Source organism: Pyramidobacter sp. CG50-2 (assembly GCF_003612005.1).
GTDB lineage: Bacteria > Synergistota > Synergistia > Synergistales > Dethiosulfovibrionaceae > Pyramidobacter.
The window spans coordinates 1-18703 of the sequence record NZ_RAWT01000003.1 but is presented as its reverse complement, the minus strand read 5'-3'; the positions used below and the strand labels follow the sequence as shown (position 1 = coordinate 18703).

The 18703-nt window shown below is 59.8% G+C and carries 21 protein-coding genes; 15 read left to right on the top strand and 6 right to left on the bottom strand.

Going from position 1 to position 18703, the window contains the following annotated elements:
• Window positions 1-55 precede the first annotated feature (55 nt).
• The 7 genes from D7D26_RS01000 to D7D26_RS00970 all read left to right on the top strand — a co-directional run bounded on the left by D7D26_RS01000 (window position 56) and on the right by D7D26_RS00970 (window position 7025).
• A complete protein-coding gene (locus D7D26_RS01000; protein ID WP_078015041.1) occupies window positions 56-955 on the top strand; it encodes an NAD(P)-binding domain-containing protein in 900 nt (299 codons plus the stop codon).
• 75 nt (window positions 956-1030) lie between these two features.
• A complete protein-coding gene (locus tag D7D26_RS00995) occupies window positions 1031-1999 on the top strand; it encodes a Bug family tripartite tricarboxylate transporter substrate binding protein (RefSeq protein WP_120371678.1) in 969 nt (322 codons plus the stop codon).
• A 72-nt stretch (window positions 2000-2071) separates the two neighbouring features.
• Window positions 2072-2506, top strand: coding sequence for a tripartite tricarboxylate transporter TctB family protein (locus D7D26_RS00990; RefSeq protein WP_120371677.1), 435 nt, complete (start codon window positions 2072-2074; stop codon window positions 2504-2506).
• Window positions 2507-2521: 15 nt separating this feature from the next.
• Entirely contained in the window at window positions 2522-4042 is a 1521-nt protein-coding gene (locus tag D7D26_RS00985; RefSeq protein ID WP_120371676.1) for a tripartite tricarboxylate transporter permease, read from the top strand.
• Between the two features lie 64 nt (window positions 4043-4106).
• Window positions 4107-4805, top strand: coding sequence for an RraA family protein (locus D7D26_RS00980; RefSeq protein ID WP_120371675.1), 699 nt, complete (start codon window positions 4107-4109; stop codon window positions 4803-4805).
• A gap of 32 nt (window positions 4806-4837) precedes the next feature.
• The gene (locus tag D7D26_RS00975) at window positions 4838-6091 is read left to right on the top strand and encodes an SLC13 family permease (RefSeq protein ID WP_120371674.1); all 1254 of its coding nucleotides are present in this window, start codon (window positions 4838-4840) and stop codon (window positions 6089-6091) included.
• An 88-nt stretch (window positions 6092-6179) separates the two neighbouring features.
• The gene (locus D7D26_RS00970; RefSeq protein ID WP_120371673.1) at window positions 6180-7025 is read left to right on the top strand and encodes a DUF6282 family protein; all 846 of its coding nucleotides are present in this window, start codon (window positions 6180-6182) and stop codon (window positions 7023-7025) included.
• 249 nt (window positions 7026-7274) lie between these two features.
• Here the strand turns inward: D7D26_RS00970 and D7D26_RS00965 are convergent, their stop codons facing one another.
• The 5 genes from D7D26_RS00965 to D7D26_RS00945 all read right to left on the bottom strand — a co-directional run bounded on the left by D7D26_RS00965 (window position 7275) and on the right by D7D26_RS00945 (window position 10897).
• Window positions 7275-7877 (bottom strand): hypothetical protein, encoded by a 603-nt coding sequence (locus tag D7D26_RS00965; RefSeq protein ID WP_143521658.1) that lies wholly within the window; start codon window positions 7875-7877, stop codon window positions 7275-7277.
• Window positions 7878-7908: 31 nt separating this feature from the next.
• A complete protein-coding gene (locus D7D26_RS00960; RefSeq protein WP_120371672.1) occupies window positions 7909-8739 on the bottom strand; it encodes a metal ABC transporter permease in 831 nt (276 codons plus the stop codon).
• The gene (locus D7D26_RS00955; protein WP_078015032.1) at window positions 8733-9488 is read right to left on the bottom strand and encodes a metal ABC transporter ATP-binding protein; all 756 of its coding nucleotides are present in this window, start codon (window positions 9486-9488) and stop codon (window positions 8733-8735) included. Before D7D26_RS00955 ends, D7D26_RS00960 begins: the two co-directional genes overlap by 7 nt.
• A 1-nt stretch (window position 9489) precedes the next feature.
• Window positions 9490-10527: a metal ABC transporter substrate-binding protein gene (locus D7D26_RS00950; RefSeq protein WP_078015031.1), complete on the bottom strand. Its 1038-nt coding sequence runs from the start codon at window positions 10525-10527 to the stop codon at window positions 9490-9492.
• A gap of 73 nt (window positions 10528-10600) precedes the next feature.
• Window positions 10601-10897 carry a hypothetical protein gene (locus D7D26_RS00945; RefSeq protein WP_078015030.1) on the bottom strand — a complete coding sequence of 99 codons (297 nt, stop codon included), beginning with the start codon at window positions 10895-10897 and terminating at the stop codon, window positions 10601-10603.
• A 126-nt stretch (window positions 10898-11023) separates the two neighbouring features.
• Here D7D26_RS00945 and D7D26_RS00940 point away from each other — a divergent pair, with 126 nt between their 5' ends.
• Window positions 11024-11224, top strand: a complete 201-nt coding sequence (locus tag D7D26_RS00940) for a hypothetical protein (protein WP_078015029.1) — start codon at window positions 11024-11026, stop codon at window positions 11222-11224.
• 5 nt (window positions 11225-11229) lie between these two features.
• Window positions 11230-12606 (top strand): aminotransferase-like domain-containing protein, encoded by a 1377-nt coding sequence (locus D7D26_RS00935; protein WP_147413017.1) that lies wholly within the window; start codon window positions 11230-11232, stop codon window positions 12604-12606.
• Here D7D26_RS00935 and D7D26_RS12220 read toward each other — a convergent pair.
• Window positions 12603-12803 carry a hypothetical protein gene (locus tag D7D26_RS12220; RefSeq protein ID WP_158606214.1) on the bottom strand — a complete coding sequence of 67 codons (201 nt, stop codon included), beginning with the start codon at window positions 12801-12803 and terminating at the stop codon, window positions 12603-12605. The two genes, D7D26_RS00935 and D7D26_RS12220, sit on opposite strands and share 4 nt — an antisense overlap.
• Before the next feature lie 19 nt (window positions 12804-12822).
• Between D7D26_RS12220 and D7D26_RS00930 the strand changes: the two genes are divergently transcribed.
• The 6 genes from D7D26_RS00930 (at window position 12823) to D7D26_RS00905 (ending at window position 18249) form a co-directional block, all read left to right on the top strand.
• Complete coding sequence (locus tag D7D26_RS00930) at window positions 12823-13575, top strand: transporter substrate-binding domain-containing protein (protein ID WP_158606213.1); 753 nt, start codon at window positions 12823-12825, stop codon at window positions 13573-13575.
• A gap of 220 nt (window positions 13576-13795) precedes the next feature.
• Window positions 13796-14467 carry an RraA family protein gene (locus D7D26_RS00925; protein WP_158606212.1) on the top strand — a complete coding sequence of 224 codons (672 nt, stop codon included), beginning with the start codon at window positions 13796-13798 and terminating at the stop codon, window positions 14465-14467.
• 14 nt (window positions 14468-14481) lie between these two features.
• Window positions 14482-15309, top strand: a complete 828-nt coding sequence (locus tag D7D26_RS00920) for a carbon-nitrogen hydrolase family protein (protein ID WP_120371669.1) — start codon at window positions 14482-14484, stop codon at window positions 15307-15309.
• A 77-nt stretch (window positions 15310-15386) separates the two neighbouring features.
• A complete protein-coding gene (locus D7D26_RS00915) occupies window positions 15387-16379 on the top strand; it encodes a TRAP transporter substrate-binding protein (RefSeq protein ID WP_078015024.1) in 993 nt (330 codons plus the stop codon).
• A gap of 94 nt (window positions 16380-16473) precedes the next feature.
• Window positions 16474-16968, top strand: a complete 495-nt coding sequence (locus tag D7D26_RS00910) for a TRAP transporter small permease (protein WP_120371668.1) — start codon at window positions 16474-16476, stop codon at window positions 16966-16968.
• Complete coding sequence (locus tag D7D26_RS00905) at window positions 16969-18249, top strand: TRAP transporter large permease (RefSeq protein WP_120371667.1); 1281 nt, start codon at window positions 16969-16971, stop codon at window positions 18247-18249.
• The last annotated feature ends 454 nt before the right edge of the window (window positions 18250-18703 follow it).

Here is an 18703-nt window from a genome sequence, read left to right as displayed (position 1 = left end):
ATAATTTCAGTTATTAAATATCTTTTTTTCAAATATAGGAAAGAAGGACGATGTGATGAGCGTAAAACTTGGCTACATCGGTTTCGGCGAAGCGGCCTACCACATGGGCAAGGGGCTGAAGAGCGAAGGGATCGGGGACATTCGCGCCTTTGACGTAGCGCTCGACATGGGCGGCGCGTACAAGGACACGGTGCTCAAGCGCTGCGCCGACGCCGGCGTCGCGGCGGCAGCGTCGGCCGAAGAGGTCGTGAAGAATTGCGACATCGTCGTCATCTGCGTGCCGGCGCGCTTCACCGCCTCCACGGCCGAGGGGCTGCTGCCTTTCGCGAAGGAAGGCCAGCTGTTCGTCGATGTGACCACGGCGCTGCCCCACGTCAAAGAAAAGGAAGCGGCTCTGTTCGCCGGGAAAAAAGCGCAGTACGTGGACTCGGCCATGCTCGGCTCGCTGGTCGTCTCCGCTCACAAGGTGCCGATGCTCGCCTCCGGCGACGGCGCAGAACGCTGGAAAGAGGCAATGACGCCCTACGGCATGAAGATCGCGTTGGCCGGCGCCGGCTCGAAAGCCGGCGAAGCCTCGCGCATCAAGCTGGTGCGCAGCGTTTTCATGAAAGGCTTCGAAGCGCTGGTTGTCGAAACGTTCCTGTTCGCCCGCAAATGCGGCGTCGAGGAGCGCATCATGGACTCCGTCGCCGGCACGATGGACAAAGAGTCGTTCAAGGACATTGCCCGACGGATGGCCGGCGCCGACCTGATCCACTCGGAGCGGCGTTCTTTCGAGGTGGGCGAGTCGATGGAACTGATGAAAGAAGTCGGCGTCGAGCCGTTGGTCGCCGCCGGAGCCAAGGAGCGTCTGGCCCGTTCGGCGGCGCTTGGGATGAACAAGGAACTGAGCGGCGTAGCGCCCCAAACCATGGAAGCGATCTATTCCATTTGGGAGAAAAAAGAGTACAAATAAATTCCAGCTTTGGGCGGACACGGGACATGATCCCGATCCGCTTTAAAATCTGAAACCGAAAGGAAGGATCCCGTAATGAAAATGAATCGTCGCATTTCGGCTTTACTTGTCGCAACAGCAGCGTTTCTAATCCCCGCGTGCGGTTTCGCCGCCGACTATCCCGCCAAGCCCGTCAAGATCATCGTTCCCTTCGCCGCCGGCGGCGCCGCCGACATGACCACCCGTCTGGCGGCAAAGGTCGCCGAAAAATATCTCGGCCAGCCCATGGCGGTCGAGAATCGTCCCGGAGGCGGCGGCGTGACCGGTTATGCCGAAGTCGCCAAATCCCGCCCCGACGGTTATACGCTCAGCGAAGTGGGGCCCAGCGTCGTCATAGCGCCCCTGACCAAGAAGACCAATTTCACGGTCGATTCCTTTACGCCCATCGTCAATATGGTGTACGAACCGGAAACGATCGCCTGCCTGAGCGAGCGCTTCAAGACATGGGAAGAGCTTGTCGCCGCCTCGCAGGCCAACCCCGGCGGCGTCAAGATCAGCGTCTCCGGCGCCATGGCCAGCGACCACCTCGCCGTGCTCCGCGTGCTCAAGAAGAGCGGACTGAAGTGGGTCTGCGTGCCCACCAACGGCAGTTCTCAGGCCATTACGGCCATGCTGGGCGGCCACGTCGACCTGACGATCGTCTCGCCTTCCGAGCTTTCCGAGCAGGTGCGCAGCGGCCAGGTCGCCTATCTGCTGACGCTGGCTCCCAAGCGTCTCGAGGAGTATCCCGAGCTGCCCATCGCCGCCGAAAAGGGCATCGAGGTTGTGGACGGCCCCTGGCGCGGTCTTGTCGCTCCCAAGGGAACGCCCGAAGAAGTGGTGGCCGCGATCGAAGCGGCTTTCCTGAAGGCGTTTGCGGATCCTGAGTTCGTCGACGCTTACAGCAAAGCGGGGCTGCCCGCCAACATGTGGATGAACCGCGCCGACTTCACGGCGCTGGTCGATCAGCAGAAGGTGGACATCGCCGAAGTGATCGCCGAGACCGGCGTGAAGACGAACAAGTAGTTTTTCGACCGATGAAGAGGGTTCCTCGTTCCCGCAGGGACCCTCTTTTTCACAGCGAAGGAGGAAAATCCCGTGTTTCTTGTCAGAACGCTTTCCCTCGAGGTCGTTTTCGTCCTGTTTTTCTTATGGCGATCGCTGTACGAGCCCGCCGAAGTGCGCGCTTATCCGCAGGCGCTGCTGGTCCTGATGGGGCTGTGCGCCTTGACCTCGCTGTATTACGCCTGGAAGATCCGCAACACGTCGCAGGGCTCCGCCGACGAGATCCGTTTCAACAAGTACTTTTCCATCGGCTCGTTCTTCTGCTATCTGTTGTCGTTCCACACTCTCGGCTTCATCGTGGCGACGTTTCTTTTCTATGGCATCTGGATGACGGTGATCGAGCGCAGGCTGAAGGTCAGCCACGTCCTCATCGCGGCGGTCTTTGCCGGATTGCTGTACTACGTGTTCCACAACGTTCTCGGGGTCCTGCTGCCGGCCGGACTGCTGGCAAACGTTCTGCCCGATTAGGAAGGAGCGACGCATATGTTAGATTGGCTCGAAGCTTTGAAACTCGCCCTGGTTCCCAGCGTGCTGCTCTCAAACTTTATCGGCACGGCGGTCGGCATCGTGATCGGCGCGCTGCCCGGTCTGACCTCGACGATGGGCGTGGCGTTGGCGGTGCCCCTCACTTACGGCATGGCGCCCGCCTCGGGATTCGCCATGCTCTGCGGCATTTACTGCGGCTCCGTCTACGGCGGCGCCATCACGGCCATCCTCATCAACACGCCAGGCACGCCCGCCGGCGCGGCAACGACGCTGGACGGCTATCCGATGGCGCAGAAGGGACGCGCCGTAGAGGCTCTCGGCATCGCAGCGATCAGTTCGTTCATCGGCGGGCTGTTCAGCGTCGCAGTATTGAGCTTCTGCGCGCCGGCGCTGGCCAAGGTAGCGCTGTCTTTCGGCCCGGCCGAGTACTTCGCGGTGATGGTTTTCGGCATCACGATCATTTCCAGCATCTCGGGCAAGTCCATGTCGCGCGGTCTCTTTGCCGGGCTGCTGGGGATGTTCCTCGGCACCTTCGGCACTGATCCGCTGACGGGCTATCCGCGTTTCGCCGACGGCATTCCCGGCCTGTACGGCGGCATCGAGATCGTACCCTGTCTGATCGGCCTGTTCTCGTTCCCACAGGCGATCGACATGGTGGTCAAAAAGGCGAAAGAGTCGAGCATGAACGCTTTGACGGGCAAGGTGCCGCCGCTGCGCGAGTTTGCCAGACGCTGGGTGAATCTGCTGCGTTCGGCGGTGATCGGCACGTTCGTCGGCATCCTTCCCGGCGCCGGAACGAGCATCGCCACGTTCATCTCCTACAACGAAGCGATGCGCTTTTCCAAGCACAAGGAAGAGTTCGGCACGGGCTGCATGGACGGCGTCGTCGCCACGGAAACTTCGAACAACGCCGTCGTCGGCGGTTCTCTGGTGCCGCTGCTGACGCTGGGAATCCCCGGCAACGCGGTGTCAGCCATCTTCTTGGGCGCTCTGACGATCCAGGGACTGAAGCCCGGACCGTTCCTGTTCCAGGAACAGGCGCCGCTGATTTACAGCTTGTTCCTCAGCCTCGGCATCGCCCACTTTTTCTTCCTCGCCATCGGCCTCGGCGGCGTGAGGATTTTCCCCAGGATCCTGAAGATTTCGCCCACGGTGCTCTCCGGCGGCATCCTCATTCTCGGTACGGTGGGAGCGTATGCGCTGCGCAACGAGCCTTTCGACATCTGGGTCGTACTGGCGTTCGGCCTGCTGGGATATTTCCTGAAAACGATCAGGACGCCCACGGCCCCCGTCGTGCTGGGCTTCATCCTCGGGCCGATGATCGAAGCCAACTTCGAGCAAGCCATGCTGATCGGCGACGGCAAATGGTCGTTCTTCTTCGGCAAGCCGATTTCCTGCGTTTTTCTGATCCTCGCCGCCGTCTCCTTCGTGACGCCCTTTATCTTCCGCTGGCGCAAAATCCGCAACGTCTCCGCCCTGGCCGAAGAGGAGAGCCATACCGAGGAAGAAGAGCTGTAAACATTTTTTCGGCTGCGTTTTCTCACTTAAAATCTGTCTCTTATTTGGAAAGGAAGTTTTTCACATGTCCGTAGGATTTCGCGTGTACACCAAAAGGAACCTGCCGCCCCAAGAGCTCGTCGAGGCGTTCCGTCACATTCCCGCCTCCAACATCGCCGATACGATGAACCGCCTCTGCGCCATCCACTCCGACATTCATCTGATGACAAAGCCCGGCGACGGCAACATGGTCGGCGTGGCGCTGACCGTCAAGGCCCGTCCCGGCGACAATCTGATGCTGCACAAGGCGCTGAACATGATTGAACCCGGCGACGTGGTCGTCGTTTCCAACGAGGGGGACCGCAGCCAGTCCCTGATGGGCGAGGTCATGGCCGCCTACGCCAAATCGCGCGGCGTGGCCGGTTTCGTCTTCGACGGACCGATGCGCGACATCGACAGCCTTTATGACGGCGGCGTGCCGTTCTACGCGACGGGCACCACGCCCGGCGGCCCCTTCAAGGAGGGGCCCGGCGAGATCAACGTTCCCATCGCCTGCGGCGACATCATGGTCAATCCCGGCGACATCATCGTCGGCGATCCCGACGGCGTGATCGTCATTCCCCGCCAGGATGCCGAAAGGGTGCTGGAAGCGGCGCGAAAGTTCATGGAACAGGACCAAAGCAAGCTGAAGGCAGCTCAGGAGGGGCACGCCAAGCGCGACTGGGTCGACAAGAAGCTGGAAGAAAAAGGCTGCGAGATCATCGACGGCGCGTATCCCGCGTAAGCTCGCCAAATAACGCCAAAGGAGACACCATCATGAGCCAAATGGCAATCGCGCTGATCATTCTCGCCGCCACGATCGTTCTGTTCATCTGGGAGCCGGTGCCCATCCTCGTCACTGCCATCGGCGCTTCGATCGCTTACGCCTACGCGGGCATTATTCCCGTCGGCGACATCTTCAAGGGCTACAACAGCAACACCATCGTGTTGCTGGCCGGCATGATGATCGTCGGATCGTCGCTGTTCCACACCGGCCTGACCGACATCATCGGCGAAAAGATGGTGAAGATCACGGGAAAAAGCGAGCGCAACATCGTCCTCGCCACGCTGATCGTTTCCTGCGCCCTCAGTTCGGTGTGCAGCAACATCGGCGTGATGACGGCCATGGCCCCGCTGGTCACGGCCATGTGTTTCTCCGCTGGCTGCGGTCCTTCGCGCACGTTGATGGCGCTGCTTTTCGGCGCTCAATTCGGCGGCTTCGTGACGCTGGTCGGCGTCGGTTCCAACGCTTCCGCGGCCAACGCCATGGCCGACCTCGGCCTGACGCCGTTCGGGTTCTTCGGCATCACGCCCTTTGGTCTCGGCATCTGCGTTCTCGGCACGCTGTACTTCACTTTCGTGGGCATGAAGTTCCTGCCCGACACGGGATATGTCCCCGAGTTCGCCAAGGTCGAGAAGAAACCCTTCGACAAAAACAAGGCCGCCATCGCCTGCATCACCATGGCCGCCGTGTTGGTAGTCATCGCGCTGAGTCCCAAGAAGATGCCCATGCACGTGGCGGCGGTGATCGGCTCGCTGGTTATCATGGGCACCAAGTGCATGACCGTTCGGGAAGCCATCGCCGCCATCGACTGGAACTGCATGCTGCTGGTCGGTTCGTTGACCGCCATTTCCACAGGCGTGCAGAAAAGCGGCGCCGGCGCCGCCATGGCTGAACTGATCTTGCAGATCCTCGGCGAACATCCCAGTACGTTCATGATCACGACGGTGATCTTCATCGCCGCCGTAATTCTCACTCAGGTGATGTCCAATATTCCCACGATCATGTTGTTCATGCCCATCGGCGTTTCCATCGCCAAAGCGATCAACGTCAGTCCTTATCCCATCTGCATGATCATCACGCTGGCCGGCGCCGCGTCTTACGCCACGCCTTTCGCCGCCCCGCAGAACATGATGACCGTCGGCTGGACGCAGTACCGGTTCATGGACTACATCAAAGCAGGACTGCCGATGCTGCTGGTAACCTATCTGGTCATTGTCGCCGTCATCCCTTTCTATCTGCCCTATTAAAAACTGGATTTCCGAAAAGCGCGCCCTCGGTACGCCCGCTGCGGGCTGTGAGGGCGCGCTTTTTCGCGACGAACTGGAGGCACAACACATGAGAGACTGTCTTCGCGGCGCTTACGAGATGCACGTCCACACTTCGCCCGACGTGACGGCGCGCAAATGCAGCGATCTCGAACTGGCGCGGCGCTTTCGCGACGCCGGGCTGGCGGGGGCTCTGATCAAATGCCACTACGCCGACACGGCGGCTCGCGCGGCGCTGCTGAACGAGCAATTTGCACAACTGCATTTCGCCGGCGGCGTGACGCTGAACAACTCAGTCGGCGGGCTCAATCCCGAAGCAGTCGCCGCCAGCGGCAAGATGGGCGGCCGAATCGTCTGGTTCCCGACGATGGACTCGCGCAGCTATCAGGAATTCCGCAAGCAAAACGGAACGCCCGGCGCGGATCCGAGCAGGTGCATTGACGTCCTTGACGGTCGGGGAAACTTGGTTCCCGAAGCGCTCGCGGTGCTGGAAACGGCGAAACGCTGCGGGATGCTGGTCGGCACGGGGCATGTCAGCGCCGCGGAAGGACTGGCGCTGGCACGCGCCGGCGCAAAGACGGGCTGTCAGGTGATCCTGACGCACGCCGACAATCCTGCCGACGTTTACACAACGGACCAGCAGCGCGAGGCCGCGGCGCTGGGGGCGATCGTCGAACATTGTTACTTCACGACCTATTACAAACGCACGCCCATCGAGACGATCGCCGCGCAGATCCGGGCCGTCGGCGTGGAACGGGTGATCCTTTCCACCGATTTCGGGCAACCGCAATCGCCCTACTCCGACGAGGGACTTTTACAATACGCGGATCTGCTCGCGGCGCAGGGCTTCAGCGACGCCGAACTGGGTATGATGTTCCGCGACACGCCGGCTCGCCTGCTCGGCTTTGAACGCTGAGCCATAAAAAACGCGGCGCGCCACGAAAAACGGGAGCCTGTCCCTTGCTCTTTGAGCAGGGTTCAGGCTCCCGTTCTTTTACAGCGGCGCTCATACTATTTCTTGATAAAAAGCACTAACATAGTTTCAAGACGCTGCGGGGGAGTTCAGTCGCTCGAACTACCTCGACTGCTGCGCAGTCTGCGCAGCTCGCTTTGTGAATCTTCCTCGCAACGCCCTTGGGTTCAGCCTTTTAATTGAGAAATAGTATCAGTCGCGCACGGTCGCTTTGCCGACTTTGGGCATTTTTTCGACCGTGATGGCCTCGATGTAGTAAAAAGGCTCCATCGTGTCCTTTTCGAAGACGGAGGGCACGCTGCCCTCGCGCAGGATACCGCGCACCTTGACCCATGACTTTTCGGACTGGAGCGCCGACAGGTCGCGGTCGTACTTGAACTCGAAGTTCACGTATCCGCCCGTGCAGAACGGGCAGATCGGCCCTTTGCGCCCCACGTAGGTGAAGCCGTCGAAGTCCATGTAAAAGCCCTCGATCTCCACCGACTTGCCCGCGTATTTGTCGAAGTTCAGGAACCAGTCGTTGATCTGGGTCATGTAGAGGCGGTTGCCGACGACGATGTCGATTTTACGCGGATCGAAGGCGGCGCGGTCCTTCTCGATGTCGTGAGGATAGTTGTAAAGCGAGATGTCCGGCCCCTCGAGGATCAGCATCCCCGCCTGGGCGTCGATCTCCGCCAGATAGTCCTCCAGCTTCTCCGCCTCCTCTTCCGGCAGAGGCACGGCGGCGAAAAGAGCCGGCGCGAGCAGCGCCAGCAGAAACGCCCCAAACGCGCTTTTTCCTCTGAATTTCATCATTTCTTTCATCGTCCTTTTCAGCCCGCCTGCGTCACTGCGGCCGCCGGAACCCGTGAAAGTGCGAGCCGGCGACGGCGGCGGCGAAAAGCGCCATATTGACGATCACGATGCACGATCCGGTGGGAATCGAATACAGATAGGAAAGGAACATGCCCGTGAAAAAACAGCCGACCGAGATCGCCGCCGACAGCAGCACCGTGCTCCTGAAACGGCGGCAGATCCGCATCGCCGTCAACGACGGGAAAACGATCAGGCTGGAGATCAGCAGCGTCCCCATCATGCGCATTCCCAAAACGACCGTTACGGACGTGAGCAGGGCGATGATCATGTTGTAGCGCCCCGTATGGATCCCCGCCGCCTGCGCGAACGTCTCGTCGAAGGTGACGGCGAAGATGCGGTTGTAGAACAAGACGTAGAGCAACAGCACCGCGCAGCTCAGCGCCACCGAGAGGATCACGTCGGAACGGCTCATGGCGAGAATGCTGCCGAACATGTAATTGCACACGTCCACGTTCATTCCCGTCGAAAGCGAGACCGCCGCCACGCCGACCGCCAGCGCGCCGCTGCACAGCACGGCCGTCGCCGAATCGCCGCGGATCCGCGAACTGCTCTTGATCTGCAGCAGCAGGAAGGCCGCCACGATGCAGGCGGGAATCGCCAGGCTCAGCGGCGCGAGGTCGAGCGCTTTCGCCAGGGCCAGCGCCGCGAAGGCCACGTGAGCCAGACCGTCGCCGATCATCGAATAACGCTTCAGGACCAGGCTGGTCCCCAGCAGCGAAGCGCAGAGCGAGACCAGGCAGCCGACGATCAGCGCGTTGACCACGAAAGGATAGGACAGCATCTGCAAAAGTTCGTTCAGCATAACTTCGCCCCGCCCTCTTCCGCAGCCGCACCGCTCAAGACGCGGAACGGGCCGCCGTCGATAAAACGGCGGCCGGCCGCGCTTTGCGAGTATTCCTCAACGGAGCCGAAAAACAGCTGGCGGCCGTTGAGATGAAGGATCTGCCGGGCGCAGCGCAGGGCGCTCCGCACGTCGTGAGTGATCATGACGATCGTCATGCCCTGCTCGCGGTTCAGCTCGTTCAGGATCTGGTACATTTCGTCCTGCATGCGGGGATCCAGCCCCGCCGCCGGTTCGTCCAGCAGCAGGAGCGAACGCGTGGCGCACAGGGCCCGGGCCAACAGCACCCGGCGCTGCTGGCCGCCGGAAAGATCGCGGAAACATTTCTTTCTGAAATCCTGCATCCGCACCAACCGCAGCTTCGCCTCGGCTTCCCGACGGTCGCCCTTGCCGAAAAAGGGACGCAGGCCGCAGCGCCGCAGCTGGCCCGACAACACCACTTCCTCGACGCTGGCGGGAAAGTCTTTCTGCACCGCCGTCTGTTGGGGAAGATATCCGATGCCTCCCATGCGCGCCTCTGCGCCCACTTCCACAGAACCGCCGACCGGCTTGACGAGGCCCAGCAGTCCCTGCATCAGCGTGCTCTTGCCGGCTCCGTTTTCGCCGACGATGCAAAGGTAGCCGCCGGAGGAGACCTCAAAGCTGACGTCCTCCAGGACCTTCCTGCCGTCGTAGGCGAAGCTCGCATTACGGCACGCGAGGAGGCTCATTTTAGTTCAGCGCCTCTTTGAGGACGTTCAGATTGTGGCGCATCAGGTCGAGGTAGGTGATCCCCTTTTCGAAATCCTCGGCGCTGACGTTGTGCACCGCGTTCAGCAGCCGCACCTGGGCGCCCGTGGCGTCGGCGATGGCGCGGGCCATCTGGCCGTTCGACAGCTCGATGTGGAACACGACGGGGATCCCGTCCTGCTTCACCTTGTCGATCAGGAAAGCAACCGTCTCGGGATTCGGTTCCGTCTCGGTCGAGCAGCCGGGGAACGCAGCGTAGTACTTCAGGCCAAATTCGCGGCAGAAGTACAGGAAGGGGAAGCGGTCACCGACGATGATCTCGCGGCGCTTCGAGCCCTCGATCAATTTGCGGAAATCATCGTCAAGCCGGCGCAACTGCTCAAGATACACGGCGGCGCGGCTGGCGTACTGGCCCCTGTTCCCGGGATCCAGCTCAGCAACCACTTCGCTGAGCTTCTTCACGATCTGGATCGCGTTTTCGGGCGCCGTCCACACGTGCTCGTCCAGCTCCGGCTCCTCGCCGTCGTGGTGATGATGCCCCTCTTCCTTGGCGTCATGATCGTGCCCGTGGTCACAGTCGGGACCGTGGTCATGGTGAGCATGACCGTGATCATTGCCGCCGTCGTGGTCGTGATCGTGCTGCATGCCCTCGACGATCTCCTCCGGAACCGTCTTCACCAAGTCCATCAGCTTCACGACGCGGGGGCCTTTGCCCTTGTCGAAAGAGGCCAGCACCTTGTCGACCCAGGCATCGGAATCGCCGCCGACGTAAACGAACAGCCCGCAGTTCTGCAGGTCGAGAATGTCTTTTACCGTCGGGTCGAAGCTGTGGCTTTCCATGCCCGGGCGCAGCAGCATCTTCACGTTGGCCAGGTCGCCCGTGATCTGACGGACGAAATCGTACTCGGCAAAGTTGGAACAAATGACGCTGAGCTTTTCAGCGTCCGCCGCCGGAGCGGCAAAAGCGGCGCCGCAAGCGAAAACCATCGCGGCACACAGAGCGAAAAATTTTTTCTTCATCTAAGGGATCTCTCCAATTCTATTCAAAAATTCGACTTGCAAACCGACACGCGCATGAAAAAACGCGCGCCGTCTAATTGGAGAGCTTGACCTTCAGAGCCACCAGCGTCACATTTTCGCGCCGGAGACTCTTCCTCTGCGCGGAAGCGCAGGCCGCACCGACATACCGCGCGGCGTAAAAGTACGCGCCCGCCACGCCGACGGCGAAGCCCGCCAGCGCCTTGACGCACTCGTCCATCTGCGCGCAGATGGGACAGCCGTGCCCGTGGCAGTCGTGAACGGCCTCGATGAACAGATACGCCACCGAACAGAGCACCGAAAGGGCCAGGAAAAGACAGACCACGAGGTTCAATATTCTTTTTTTCTTCATGCCTGCCTCTCCTCCAGTCCGAAAAAATCGCCGTCCATACTGCCGCCGGCGGCTCCGGGCATTCGTCCAGCCCTTATTTTTCATTATACAGAGCGGTATTAGCACTGTCAAACTCGCTTGTTTCACATGATACGGCAGGCCGCCCCGCACGCTGCCTTCGGCACGGCGCCGGCCGATAAAAAACGCGCGGCAAAAGAGCGAAACACGCGGCTCTTCATCGTGCGTCGGTTAAATTATAACACCGCGGTCAACTTGCTTTCCGCGAAAACAACAAAAACAAAACGCGAAATGGCGGCGGCTCTCGTCTATAATGGAACGGCGAGGTGACGATCATGCCCTACAATTTCTTCGACGACTATCCGATGAGCTGGCGGCCGAAGCTGGACCGCAGCGAACGCGCGCTCTATCTGACGCTGGCGCGCACGCTCGAGGAGGATATCGCGTCGGGCGCGCTCAAGCCCGGCACGCGTCTGCCGCCGCAGCGCGAACTGGCCGACTTTCTCGACGTCAACGTCAGTACCGTGGCCAAAGCCTTCAAGCTCTGCGAGCTCAAGGGGCTGCTCACCGCCACCGTCGGCAGCGGCACGTTCGTGGCGTACAGCGCGCTCACCGACAAACGGTTTCTCGAACGCGCCGAAGGAGTGCACGTTATCGACATGGGCAGCGTCCAGCCGGAGGATTCTGCCAACGCCGCGCTGCTGGAGATGGCCCGCTCACTCTTCCGCAGCGACGAGGCCGCCGCGCTGTTCAGCTTCCACGCCCAGGGCGAGGACGAGTGGCAGAAGGACGCCGCCGTTACGTTCATGCGCCTGTGCGGACATGAGGCGCACCGCGAGCAGATCCTGTTTGCCAACGGCGCCCAGAATGCGATCTCGGCCATCTTCGCCTCGCTGTTCCGCCGCGGCGAAAAGATCGCCGTGGACGACCACACTTATCCCGGCGTCAAGTCGGCCGCCGCCATGTTCGGCGTCAAACTCGTCCCCGTCAGGAGCGGCGATGAGGGCATGGAACCGGCCGACCTCGAACGTCTTTGCCGCAGCGAAAAGATCCACGGCGTCTACCTGATCTCCGCCTGCCACAACCCCACCACTGCCACGCTCCCGGAAGACCGCCGCCGCGAGATCGCCGCCGTTTTGCGCGCCCACGACGCGCTGCTGATCGAGGACGGCACCAACCAGCTCATGCAGCGCGGCGTGCCCTCCGTGTCGAGTTTCGTGCCGGAGCGCAGCCTCTACATCGCCACGATGTCGAAAGTGATCGCTCCGGGGCTGCGCGCCGCCTGCGTGGCCGTGCCCGACGCCTGCAAAGAGGCCGTCGCCGGCGCGCTGTACAGCCTCAACGTCGGCGTCGTGCCGATGATGGCCGAACTGGCGGCCCGCGTCATCGCCTCCGGCCAGTTCGAGCGTATCATCGTCGCGCACCGGCGGCACATCGGCGAGCGCAGCCGTCTCGTGCGCGCGATTTTGCCCGACGCGATATGCCGCGGCGGCGACGCCGACATCTTCCGCTGGCTGACGCTGCCCGGACGCTTCGCGAGCGTCCAGTTCGAGCAGGCCGCTTTGGCACGGGGCGTCCGCGTCGCCGCCGCCGAACGCTTCGCCGTCGGCAAAACGCCGCCCGCCCGCGCCGTGCGCGTCGCCTTCTGCACGCCGCCGCGCGACCAACTCGAAAAAGGGCTGCGCGTCCTTGCCGAATTGATCGCCGATTAGCCGTCCAAAAACAAAAGCGTTTGCCATGCAATTTTATTATTGCATGGCGATTTTCTTTGCTCTATAATACGGCGTGCAGTGAAAGAGCGCTTCCGCGCCGGCGGCGCGGAAAAAGGGATCCAGCCGCCGACTGTCGTGCGATGAAAATGTTCCACGTGGAACATTTTCATCGCACAGCGGCCGTCAACGCCGGTCATTTTCAAGGAGGCAATGAGGATGAAATTTTTCGGGAAAACCGTCGCCGCGCTTGCGGCGCTTGCAACCGTGCCGCTGGCGGCCCGCGCCGATTTGCGCGTGGCCACCGCCAGTACCTACCCGCCCTACGAGTTCCTCAACGAAAAAGGCGAATTGGACGGCTTCGACAAAGATTTGATGGAAGAGATCGGCCGCCGTCTCGGCGAAAAGATCGTCTGGCTCGACACGGGCCATTACGACATGGTCATCCCCTCGCTGGTCACCGATCGCGCCGACGTCATCGCCGCCGGCATGAGCGCCACGCCCATCCGCGCCAAGCGCGTGCTCTTCTCCACTCCCTACGTGCCCACCATGGCCTCCTTCGTCACCGCGCCCAACGTCGCCGTGAAAAAGCTCGAAGACCTGCGCGGCCTGCGCGGCTGCGTGCCCGTCGGCACCACGCAGGACGTTTTCCTCACGCCGCTGGCGGGCGAACTCGGCTTCCAGATCAAAAACTTCGCCAAGATCGAAGAGTGCCTGTGGGACATCGTCACCGGCCGCAGTGACTTCACCCTCATGGACGTGCCCGTGGCCGACAAGATCCTCGAACTGCCCAGCTTCAAAGGCAAGGCCGTGCGCGGTTACACCTTCCAGCTCACCGGCGCCGGCAAAGCGCTGGCCGTCAACCTCGGCAACACCGCGCTGAAAAACAAACTCGACGGCGCCATCGCCGCCATGGAAGCCGACGGCACCCTCCCCGCCCTGCGCGAGAAGTGGAAGCAGGGAAAAAAGTAATCCGCGCGCCACAATCCGCTTTATAAAGACCGAGTCCCCCGAACTGATGGAAGTTCGGGGGGCTCGATTTTCTGGAGTAATCATTTCAATTCAGAATCCGGAATCAATCAGCAATATTGACATCACATGAGTATTGTTTACAATGTTATCTATTATCAGCGCAAGGCCGGTTCTTCTGTTCGCGTTCCGTTTATTCTCAATAAAAGGAGACGTACCGTCAATGATCATCAATCCCAGCGTTGTCACTCTGTCCAATGAGGAACTTGCCGCCATCGAGGAGGCCGAACCGGCGACAATCGGGCACTTCCGCAATTTCGGCTTTAACACTGCGCCGCTTTTTATCTCCCTCCCGGGCAAAAGGTTTACCGGGCGCGCCGTGACCGTCAAGCTGGCGTCCAATGATTCCACCCTGCTGCACAAAGTCACCGAAATGGTCGGCCCCGGCGACGTGCTTGTGATCGACCGCGCCGGAGACCAGCAGTACGCCGCTTTGGGCGGAGTGGTTTCCTGGGCGCTGCACATCAGCGGTGTAGAAGGAGTCATCGTCGACGGAGCCGCCACCGATATCGAAGAGATCCGCGAGATGGGGCTGGTCGTATTGTATCGCCGTCTGTCAGCCATCACCACGCGCCTGTTCGGTCTTGACGGCGAGATCAACACGACCGTCAGTTGCTGCGGCGTAACGGTCAATCCCGGCGACATCATCGTGGCCGACGAAAACGGTTTCGTGGCGCTTCCCGCCGGCGAGGCCGCGGCTGTTTGCAAGAAAGCCATCGAGATTCAGAACGCCGAGCCCGGCAAAAAGGATCGCATTGCCAAGGGCGAACATATGGCCGACGTGACTCGCGCCGGCGCTCTGATCAAAGAATATTTCGAGAAAAACGCCAAATAAGGAGAGAACCGACCATGAGCAAATTTTTAATGGCCGTGCTGCAGATCGACTCGCAGGCCGATAAGAAAGCCAATCTCGACAAGGTCGGCCGTTTTATCGACGAAGCGGCGTCTCATGGCGCGCGGTTCGTCGCCATGGCGGAGAACATTCACTACTGCGGCCCAAAGGATGGCGTCTTCGCCAGCGCCGAACCGATTCCCGGGCCGATGAGCGAATTTTTCGCCGCCAAAGCCAAGCAGCACAGGATCTGGCTGCACTGCGGCAGTATCGGCGAAGTCGTTCCCGGCGAGAGCAGGCTCTACAACACGACGCTGCTTTACAATCCTCGGGGAGATTTGGCCGCCCGCTACGAAAAGATCCACATGTACGACGTGGAGATCGAGAACGGGCCTTCCACGCGCGAGTCGGACACGAAAAAACCGGGGCATAAGATCGTCGTCGCCAACACCGAGTTCTGCAAAGTGGGGCTGTCGATCTGCTACGACATGCGCTTCCCCGAAATGTACCGCATCATGGCCCTTCAAGGCGCGAAGGTGATGTTCGTGCCAGCCAACTACACGCTGTTCACGGGCAAGGACCACTGGGAATGCATCCTCAAAACCCGCGCCATCGAGAATCAATGCTACGTGGTCGCTCCCGCTCAGATCGGCAAGAAGCCGGCGTTCCAGGCCTACGGCCGTTCCATGATCATCAATCCCTGGGGCGTCACGGTCGCCTGCGCCGAAGACCGCGAAACGATCATCTACGCCGAGATCGATCCCGATTATGTAAATCAGATCCGCGAACAGCTGCCCAGCCTCAAAAACCGGCAGCCGGGCGCTTACGTATGGCCGGCTGAGTGATTTCCACCGAAAGTCCTTTCTCTGTCACTGAACACAGCGAACCATTCGCTGTGAATTTCGAAAAGGAGAGTATTCTGATGCTGAAACGTATCGCTCTGTCCCTGCTTTGCGTCTGCGCCGCCATGAACGCCGTTCCTTCCGAAGCCGCGACGAAACTTCGCCTCGGCAACAAGATGATCGAGGATCACTACGAGAGCCAGGCTTTGAAGATGATGGCCGAGAACGTAAAAACCCGTACCAACGGCGAAGTGGAGATTCAATGTTACTTCGGCGAAGTTCTCGGCGACAACAAGAAACAGATCGAGAACATGGTCCGCGGCGTACAGGATTTCTACGCCGACGGCTACGGCTATTACGATATGTACTCGCCCCTCGTGCGCGTGTCCTCGCTGCCCTACATATTTCGCGACAACGAGCACTATCGGCGTTTTCTGCTCAGCGACGTCGAGAAAGAAATCGAGGAGCCCCTGCTCAAGAAAGCGGGACTTCGCGTCGTCGACAGGAAGCGCAACTGGCTGCGCGGTCCTTTCCGGGTCATCGCCTCGCGCAAACCGATCCGCTCGCTGGAAGACCTTCAGGGACTGAAACTGCGCATGAACTCCAACCCCACCAGCGTCAAGGCATGGGAAGCCCTTGGCTGCGCCGTCACCGTCATTCCTTATTCCGAGACGTATCTCGCCCTCAAACAGGGAACAGTGGATGCCGTCACGTGCCCGGTCGTCGACGCCTATTTTCAAAAATTCTGCGAAGTCGCTCCCTGCCTGACCGTCACGAACGAATACCCTCAGCAGGTCGCCGTGGTCATGAACGACCGTAAATTCCAGCGTTTGACAGCGGAACAGCAGGAAATCCTTCTCGACGAAGTCGACAAAGCCGGCGACTACGTGACCGAACAGGCCAACAAACGCAGCGCCGAGATCATCGAACTCATGAAAAAAGAATACAACGTCGAGATCATCGAAGTCGATCTCGCCCCATGGAGAGCGAAGATGGACGGCTTTCTCGAAGAACTCGAGAACAGCAACTATATCCCCAAAGGATTTGCCGAACGTATCCGCGCCATCCAGTAAGCCAGCTTTCCCATCTGTACGATGTGGAGCAGAGGGTCCGGGGGGACCCTCTGCTCCACATCTGGAGAGAATCTTTTGAGAGAGGGAGATCCCTGTGGCTAAGAAGATCGCAAAAATCATCGACTGGATTCTCGCCCTGAACGGCTGCCTCATGATCGCAACGGCCACGCTCCAGATCGTTTCACGCATGATGGGGCGTCCTGTCGCGTGGACGGTGGAACTGCTGACGTTTTTGGGTTTGTTCTCCATCATTCCCGGCGTCGCCTCGCATTTCCTCAAGAACACCGAGCCCCGGGTCGGCATTATCGTGGACTATCTCCCCCGTACGCTGCGGCGTCTTACTGAATTTGCCATCAACGCCGCCTGCGTCGTTTTCGGCTTTATCCTGCTGTACGCCACCTACGACTACACCGGCCTTGTCGGCATGGGCACGCCCGAACAGTACCTTCCCTTCCCGCCCGAGACCAACTTGCTGCCCGTCTATCTGCTGAGTTTTGCCGTCATTTGGAACGGCCTGTACAACCTGCACCGCATCGCCGTCGGTAAAATTGAAAAATCCGGTCCTGCGCCCGAAGGAGGAGAGCGGTAAATGGTATCCGTCGGTCTCATTTCAACGCTGATCATGATGCTGTTCCTCAAAGCGCCGGTCATTGTCGCCATGGGTACGTCGGTCGCCGTGGGCTGTTGGCTGGGAGACTTGCCGCTGTATCTGATCGCGCAAGGCGTCATCGACGGTTCCATGTCCTGGAGCCTTCTGTCCATTTTCTTCTTCATGATGGCCGGCAACATCATGGACGTCTGCGGCGTCGCCGATCAGATCTTCAGCTTCGCCAATGCCTGCGTGGGGCACTGGCCCGGCGGACTGGCGCACGTCAACTGTCTGTGTTCCATGGTCTTCGCCGGCATTTCCGGCGCGGCCGCCGCTGACTGCGCCGCGCTCGGGCCGATCGAGATCAAGTCCATGACCTACAAGGGATATGACTTGAGATACAGCACCGGCATCACGCTGGCGTCATCCATGGTCGGGCCGATCATCCCGCCCAGCGTGTTCTTTATCATGTTCGGCGTCGTTACCAACACGTCCATCGCCAAACTGTTCATCGCCGGCATTGTTCCCGGCGTCGTCATCAGCCTGGCGCTGATGCTTGTCTGCGCGCGCATCTCCATCAGACGGCCCGACATTTTTCCGCGCGGCAGTTACACCCCTATGAAGGAACGTTGGCGCATCTTCAAAAAATCGGTATGGTCGCTGCTGGCTCCCGTTATTATCGTCATCGGCATGACCTCCGGTTCCGTCAGCCCCACCGAAGCCGGCGTCGTGGCCGTACTTTACTCGCTGCTGCTGGGCGCCATTTACCGCACGCTGAAGTGGAACGCGCTGTGGAACGCCGTCAGAGATTCGATGATCATGGCCGCCTCGAGCCTGATCCTGTTCGGTTTCGCCTCCACCATGTCCTACATTCTCACCATGGAGATGCTGCCCACAAAACTAGCGACGCTGATCCTCAGCCTGACGCAGAACAAGTACCTCGTGCTTTTTCTGATCGATCTGCTGCTTCTGGTTCTGGGCTGTTTCATGTCCGCTTCCAGCGCCATGATCTTGCTCACGCCCATCCTTCTGCCCTTGATGGAAAAACTCGGCGTCAGCACGATCCAGCTGGGAGTGTTGATGTGTTTCGCCCTCACTATCGGCATCGCCACTCCGCCCGTCGGCATGGGGCTGTATATCCTTGCAGACATCACGCACCAGAAGATCGAAGAGGTTTTCGAAGGCTTCATGCCCTTCTTCCCCGCGCTGGTCGTCATGCTCATCGTGCTGACGCTGGTGCCGCAGATTTCCACCTGGTTGCCCAATCTGCTGATGCCCTAGTATATATTGCTCGATCGAAATCCCGTCTTTTTCGTAAAATTCCCGCGTCCTCTCAAAGCATCCTTATAAAAAGTTTGAATTTAAGGGCGCCGTGAATCTTCCTCGGGACGCTCTGCCCATTTAATATTTTAATCGAGAAACTGTATCAGCTTTTGACATGACAATGTCATTCGCTCCTGTTTCATGAACGGTATTATCTCAGCGTGACACTTTCTTTGAACAGTTACGAGTGACATTATCACTGAACAAGGTAAATTTTCAGAGTAAATGCAACCTCGTCAAAGTAAATGCGACGGGGTTGCATTTACTTTGACAGGACAAAAGCAGCAAGCAGTCATTACGAACACATAATAACGATCAAGATTGCGCTAACGGAGCAAATTCAAGGGGATGAAAAGCTGTTACGAGGAAATTGTCCGAAAAAAGAGCATACAAAAGTGACCCTCAACTGAAA

Excerpts from the sequence above, each read along its gene's own strand:
- D7D26_RS01000 (WP_078015041.1), top strand. The coding sequence starts at position 56 with ATGAGCGTAAAACTTGGCTACATCGGTTTCGGCGAAGCGGCCTACCAC.
- D7D26_RS00995 (WP_120371678.1), top strand. The coding sequence starts at position 1,031 with ATGAAAATGAATCGTCGCATTTCGGCTTTACTTGTCGCAACAGCAGCG.
- D7D26_RS00985 (WP_120371676.1), top strand. The coding sequence starts at position 2,522 with ATGTTAGATTGGCTCGAAGCTTTGAAACTCGCCCTGGTTCCCAGCGTG.
- D7D26_RS00980 (WP_120371675.1), top strand. The coding sequence starts at position 4,107 with ATGTCCGTAGGATTTCGCGTGTACACCAAAAGGAACCTGCCGCCCCAA.
- D7D26_RS00975 (WP_120371674.1), top strand. The coding sequence starts at position 4,838 with ATGAGCCAAATGGCAATCGCGCTGATCATTCTCGCCGCCACGATCGTT.
- D7D26_RS00970 (WP_120371673.1), top strand. The coding sequence starts at position 6,180 with ATGAGAGACTGTCTTCGCGGCGCTTACGAGATGCACGTCCACACTTCG.
- D7D26_RS00965 (WP_143521658.1), bottom strand. The coding sequence starts at position 7,877 with ATGATGAAATTCAGAGGAAAAAGCGCGTTTGGGGCGTTTCTGCTGGCG.
- D7D26_RS00960 (WP_120371672.1), bottom strand. The coding sequence starts at position 8,739 with ATGCTGAACGAACTTTTGCAGATGCTGTCCTATCCTTTCGTGGTCAAC.
- D7D26_RS00955 (WP_078015032.1), bottom strand. The coding sequence starts at position 9,488 with ATGAGCCTCCTCGCGTGCCGTAATGCGAGCTTCGCCTACGACGGCAGG.
- D7D26_RS00950 (WP_078015031.1), bottom strand. The coding sequence starts at position 10,527 with ATGAAGAAAAAATTTTTCGCTCTGTGTGCCGCGATGGTTTTCGCTTGC.
- D7D26_RS00945 (WP_078015030.1), bottom strand. The coding sequence starts at position 10,897 with ATGAAGAAAAAAAGAATATTGAACCTCGTGGTCTGTCTTTTCCTGGCC.
- D7D26_RS00940 (WP_078015029.1), top strand. The coding sequence starts at position 11,024 with ATGATACGGCAGGCCGCCCCGCACGCTGCCTTCGGCACGGCGCCGGCC.
- D7D26_RS00935 (WP_147413017.1), top strand. The coding sequence starts at position 11,230 with ATGCCCTACAATTTCTTCGACGACTATCCGATGAGCTGGCGGCCGAAG.
- D7D26_RS12220 (WP_158606214.1), bottom strand. The coding sequence starts at position 12,803 with ATGACCGGCGTTGACGGCCGCTGTGCGATGAAAATGTTCCACGTGGAA.
- D7D26_RS00930 (WP_158606213.1), top strand. The coding sequence starts at position 12,823 with ATGAAATTTTTCGGGAAAACCGTCGCCGCGCTTGCGGCGCTTGCAACC.
- D7D26_RS00925 (WP_158606212.1), top strand. The coding sequence starts at position 13,796 with ATGATCATCAATCCCAGCGTTGTCACTCTGTCCAATGAGGAACTTGCC.
- D7D26_RS00920 (WP_120371669.1), top strand. The coding sequence starts at position 14,482 with ATGAGCAAATTTTTAATGGCCGTGCTGCAGATCGACTCGCAGGCCGAT.
- D7D26_RS00915 (WP_078015024.1), top strand. The coding sequence starts at position 15,387 with ATGCTGAAACGTATCGCTCTGTCCCTGCTTTGCGTCTGCGCCGCCATG.
- D7D26_RS00905 (WP_120371667.1), top strand. The coding sequence starts at position 16,969 with ATGGTATCCGTCGGTCTCATTTCAACGCTGATCATGATGCTGTTCCTC.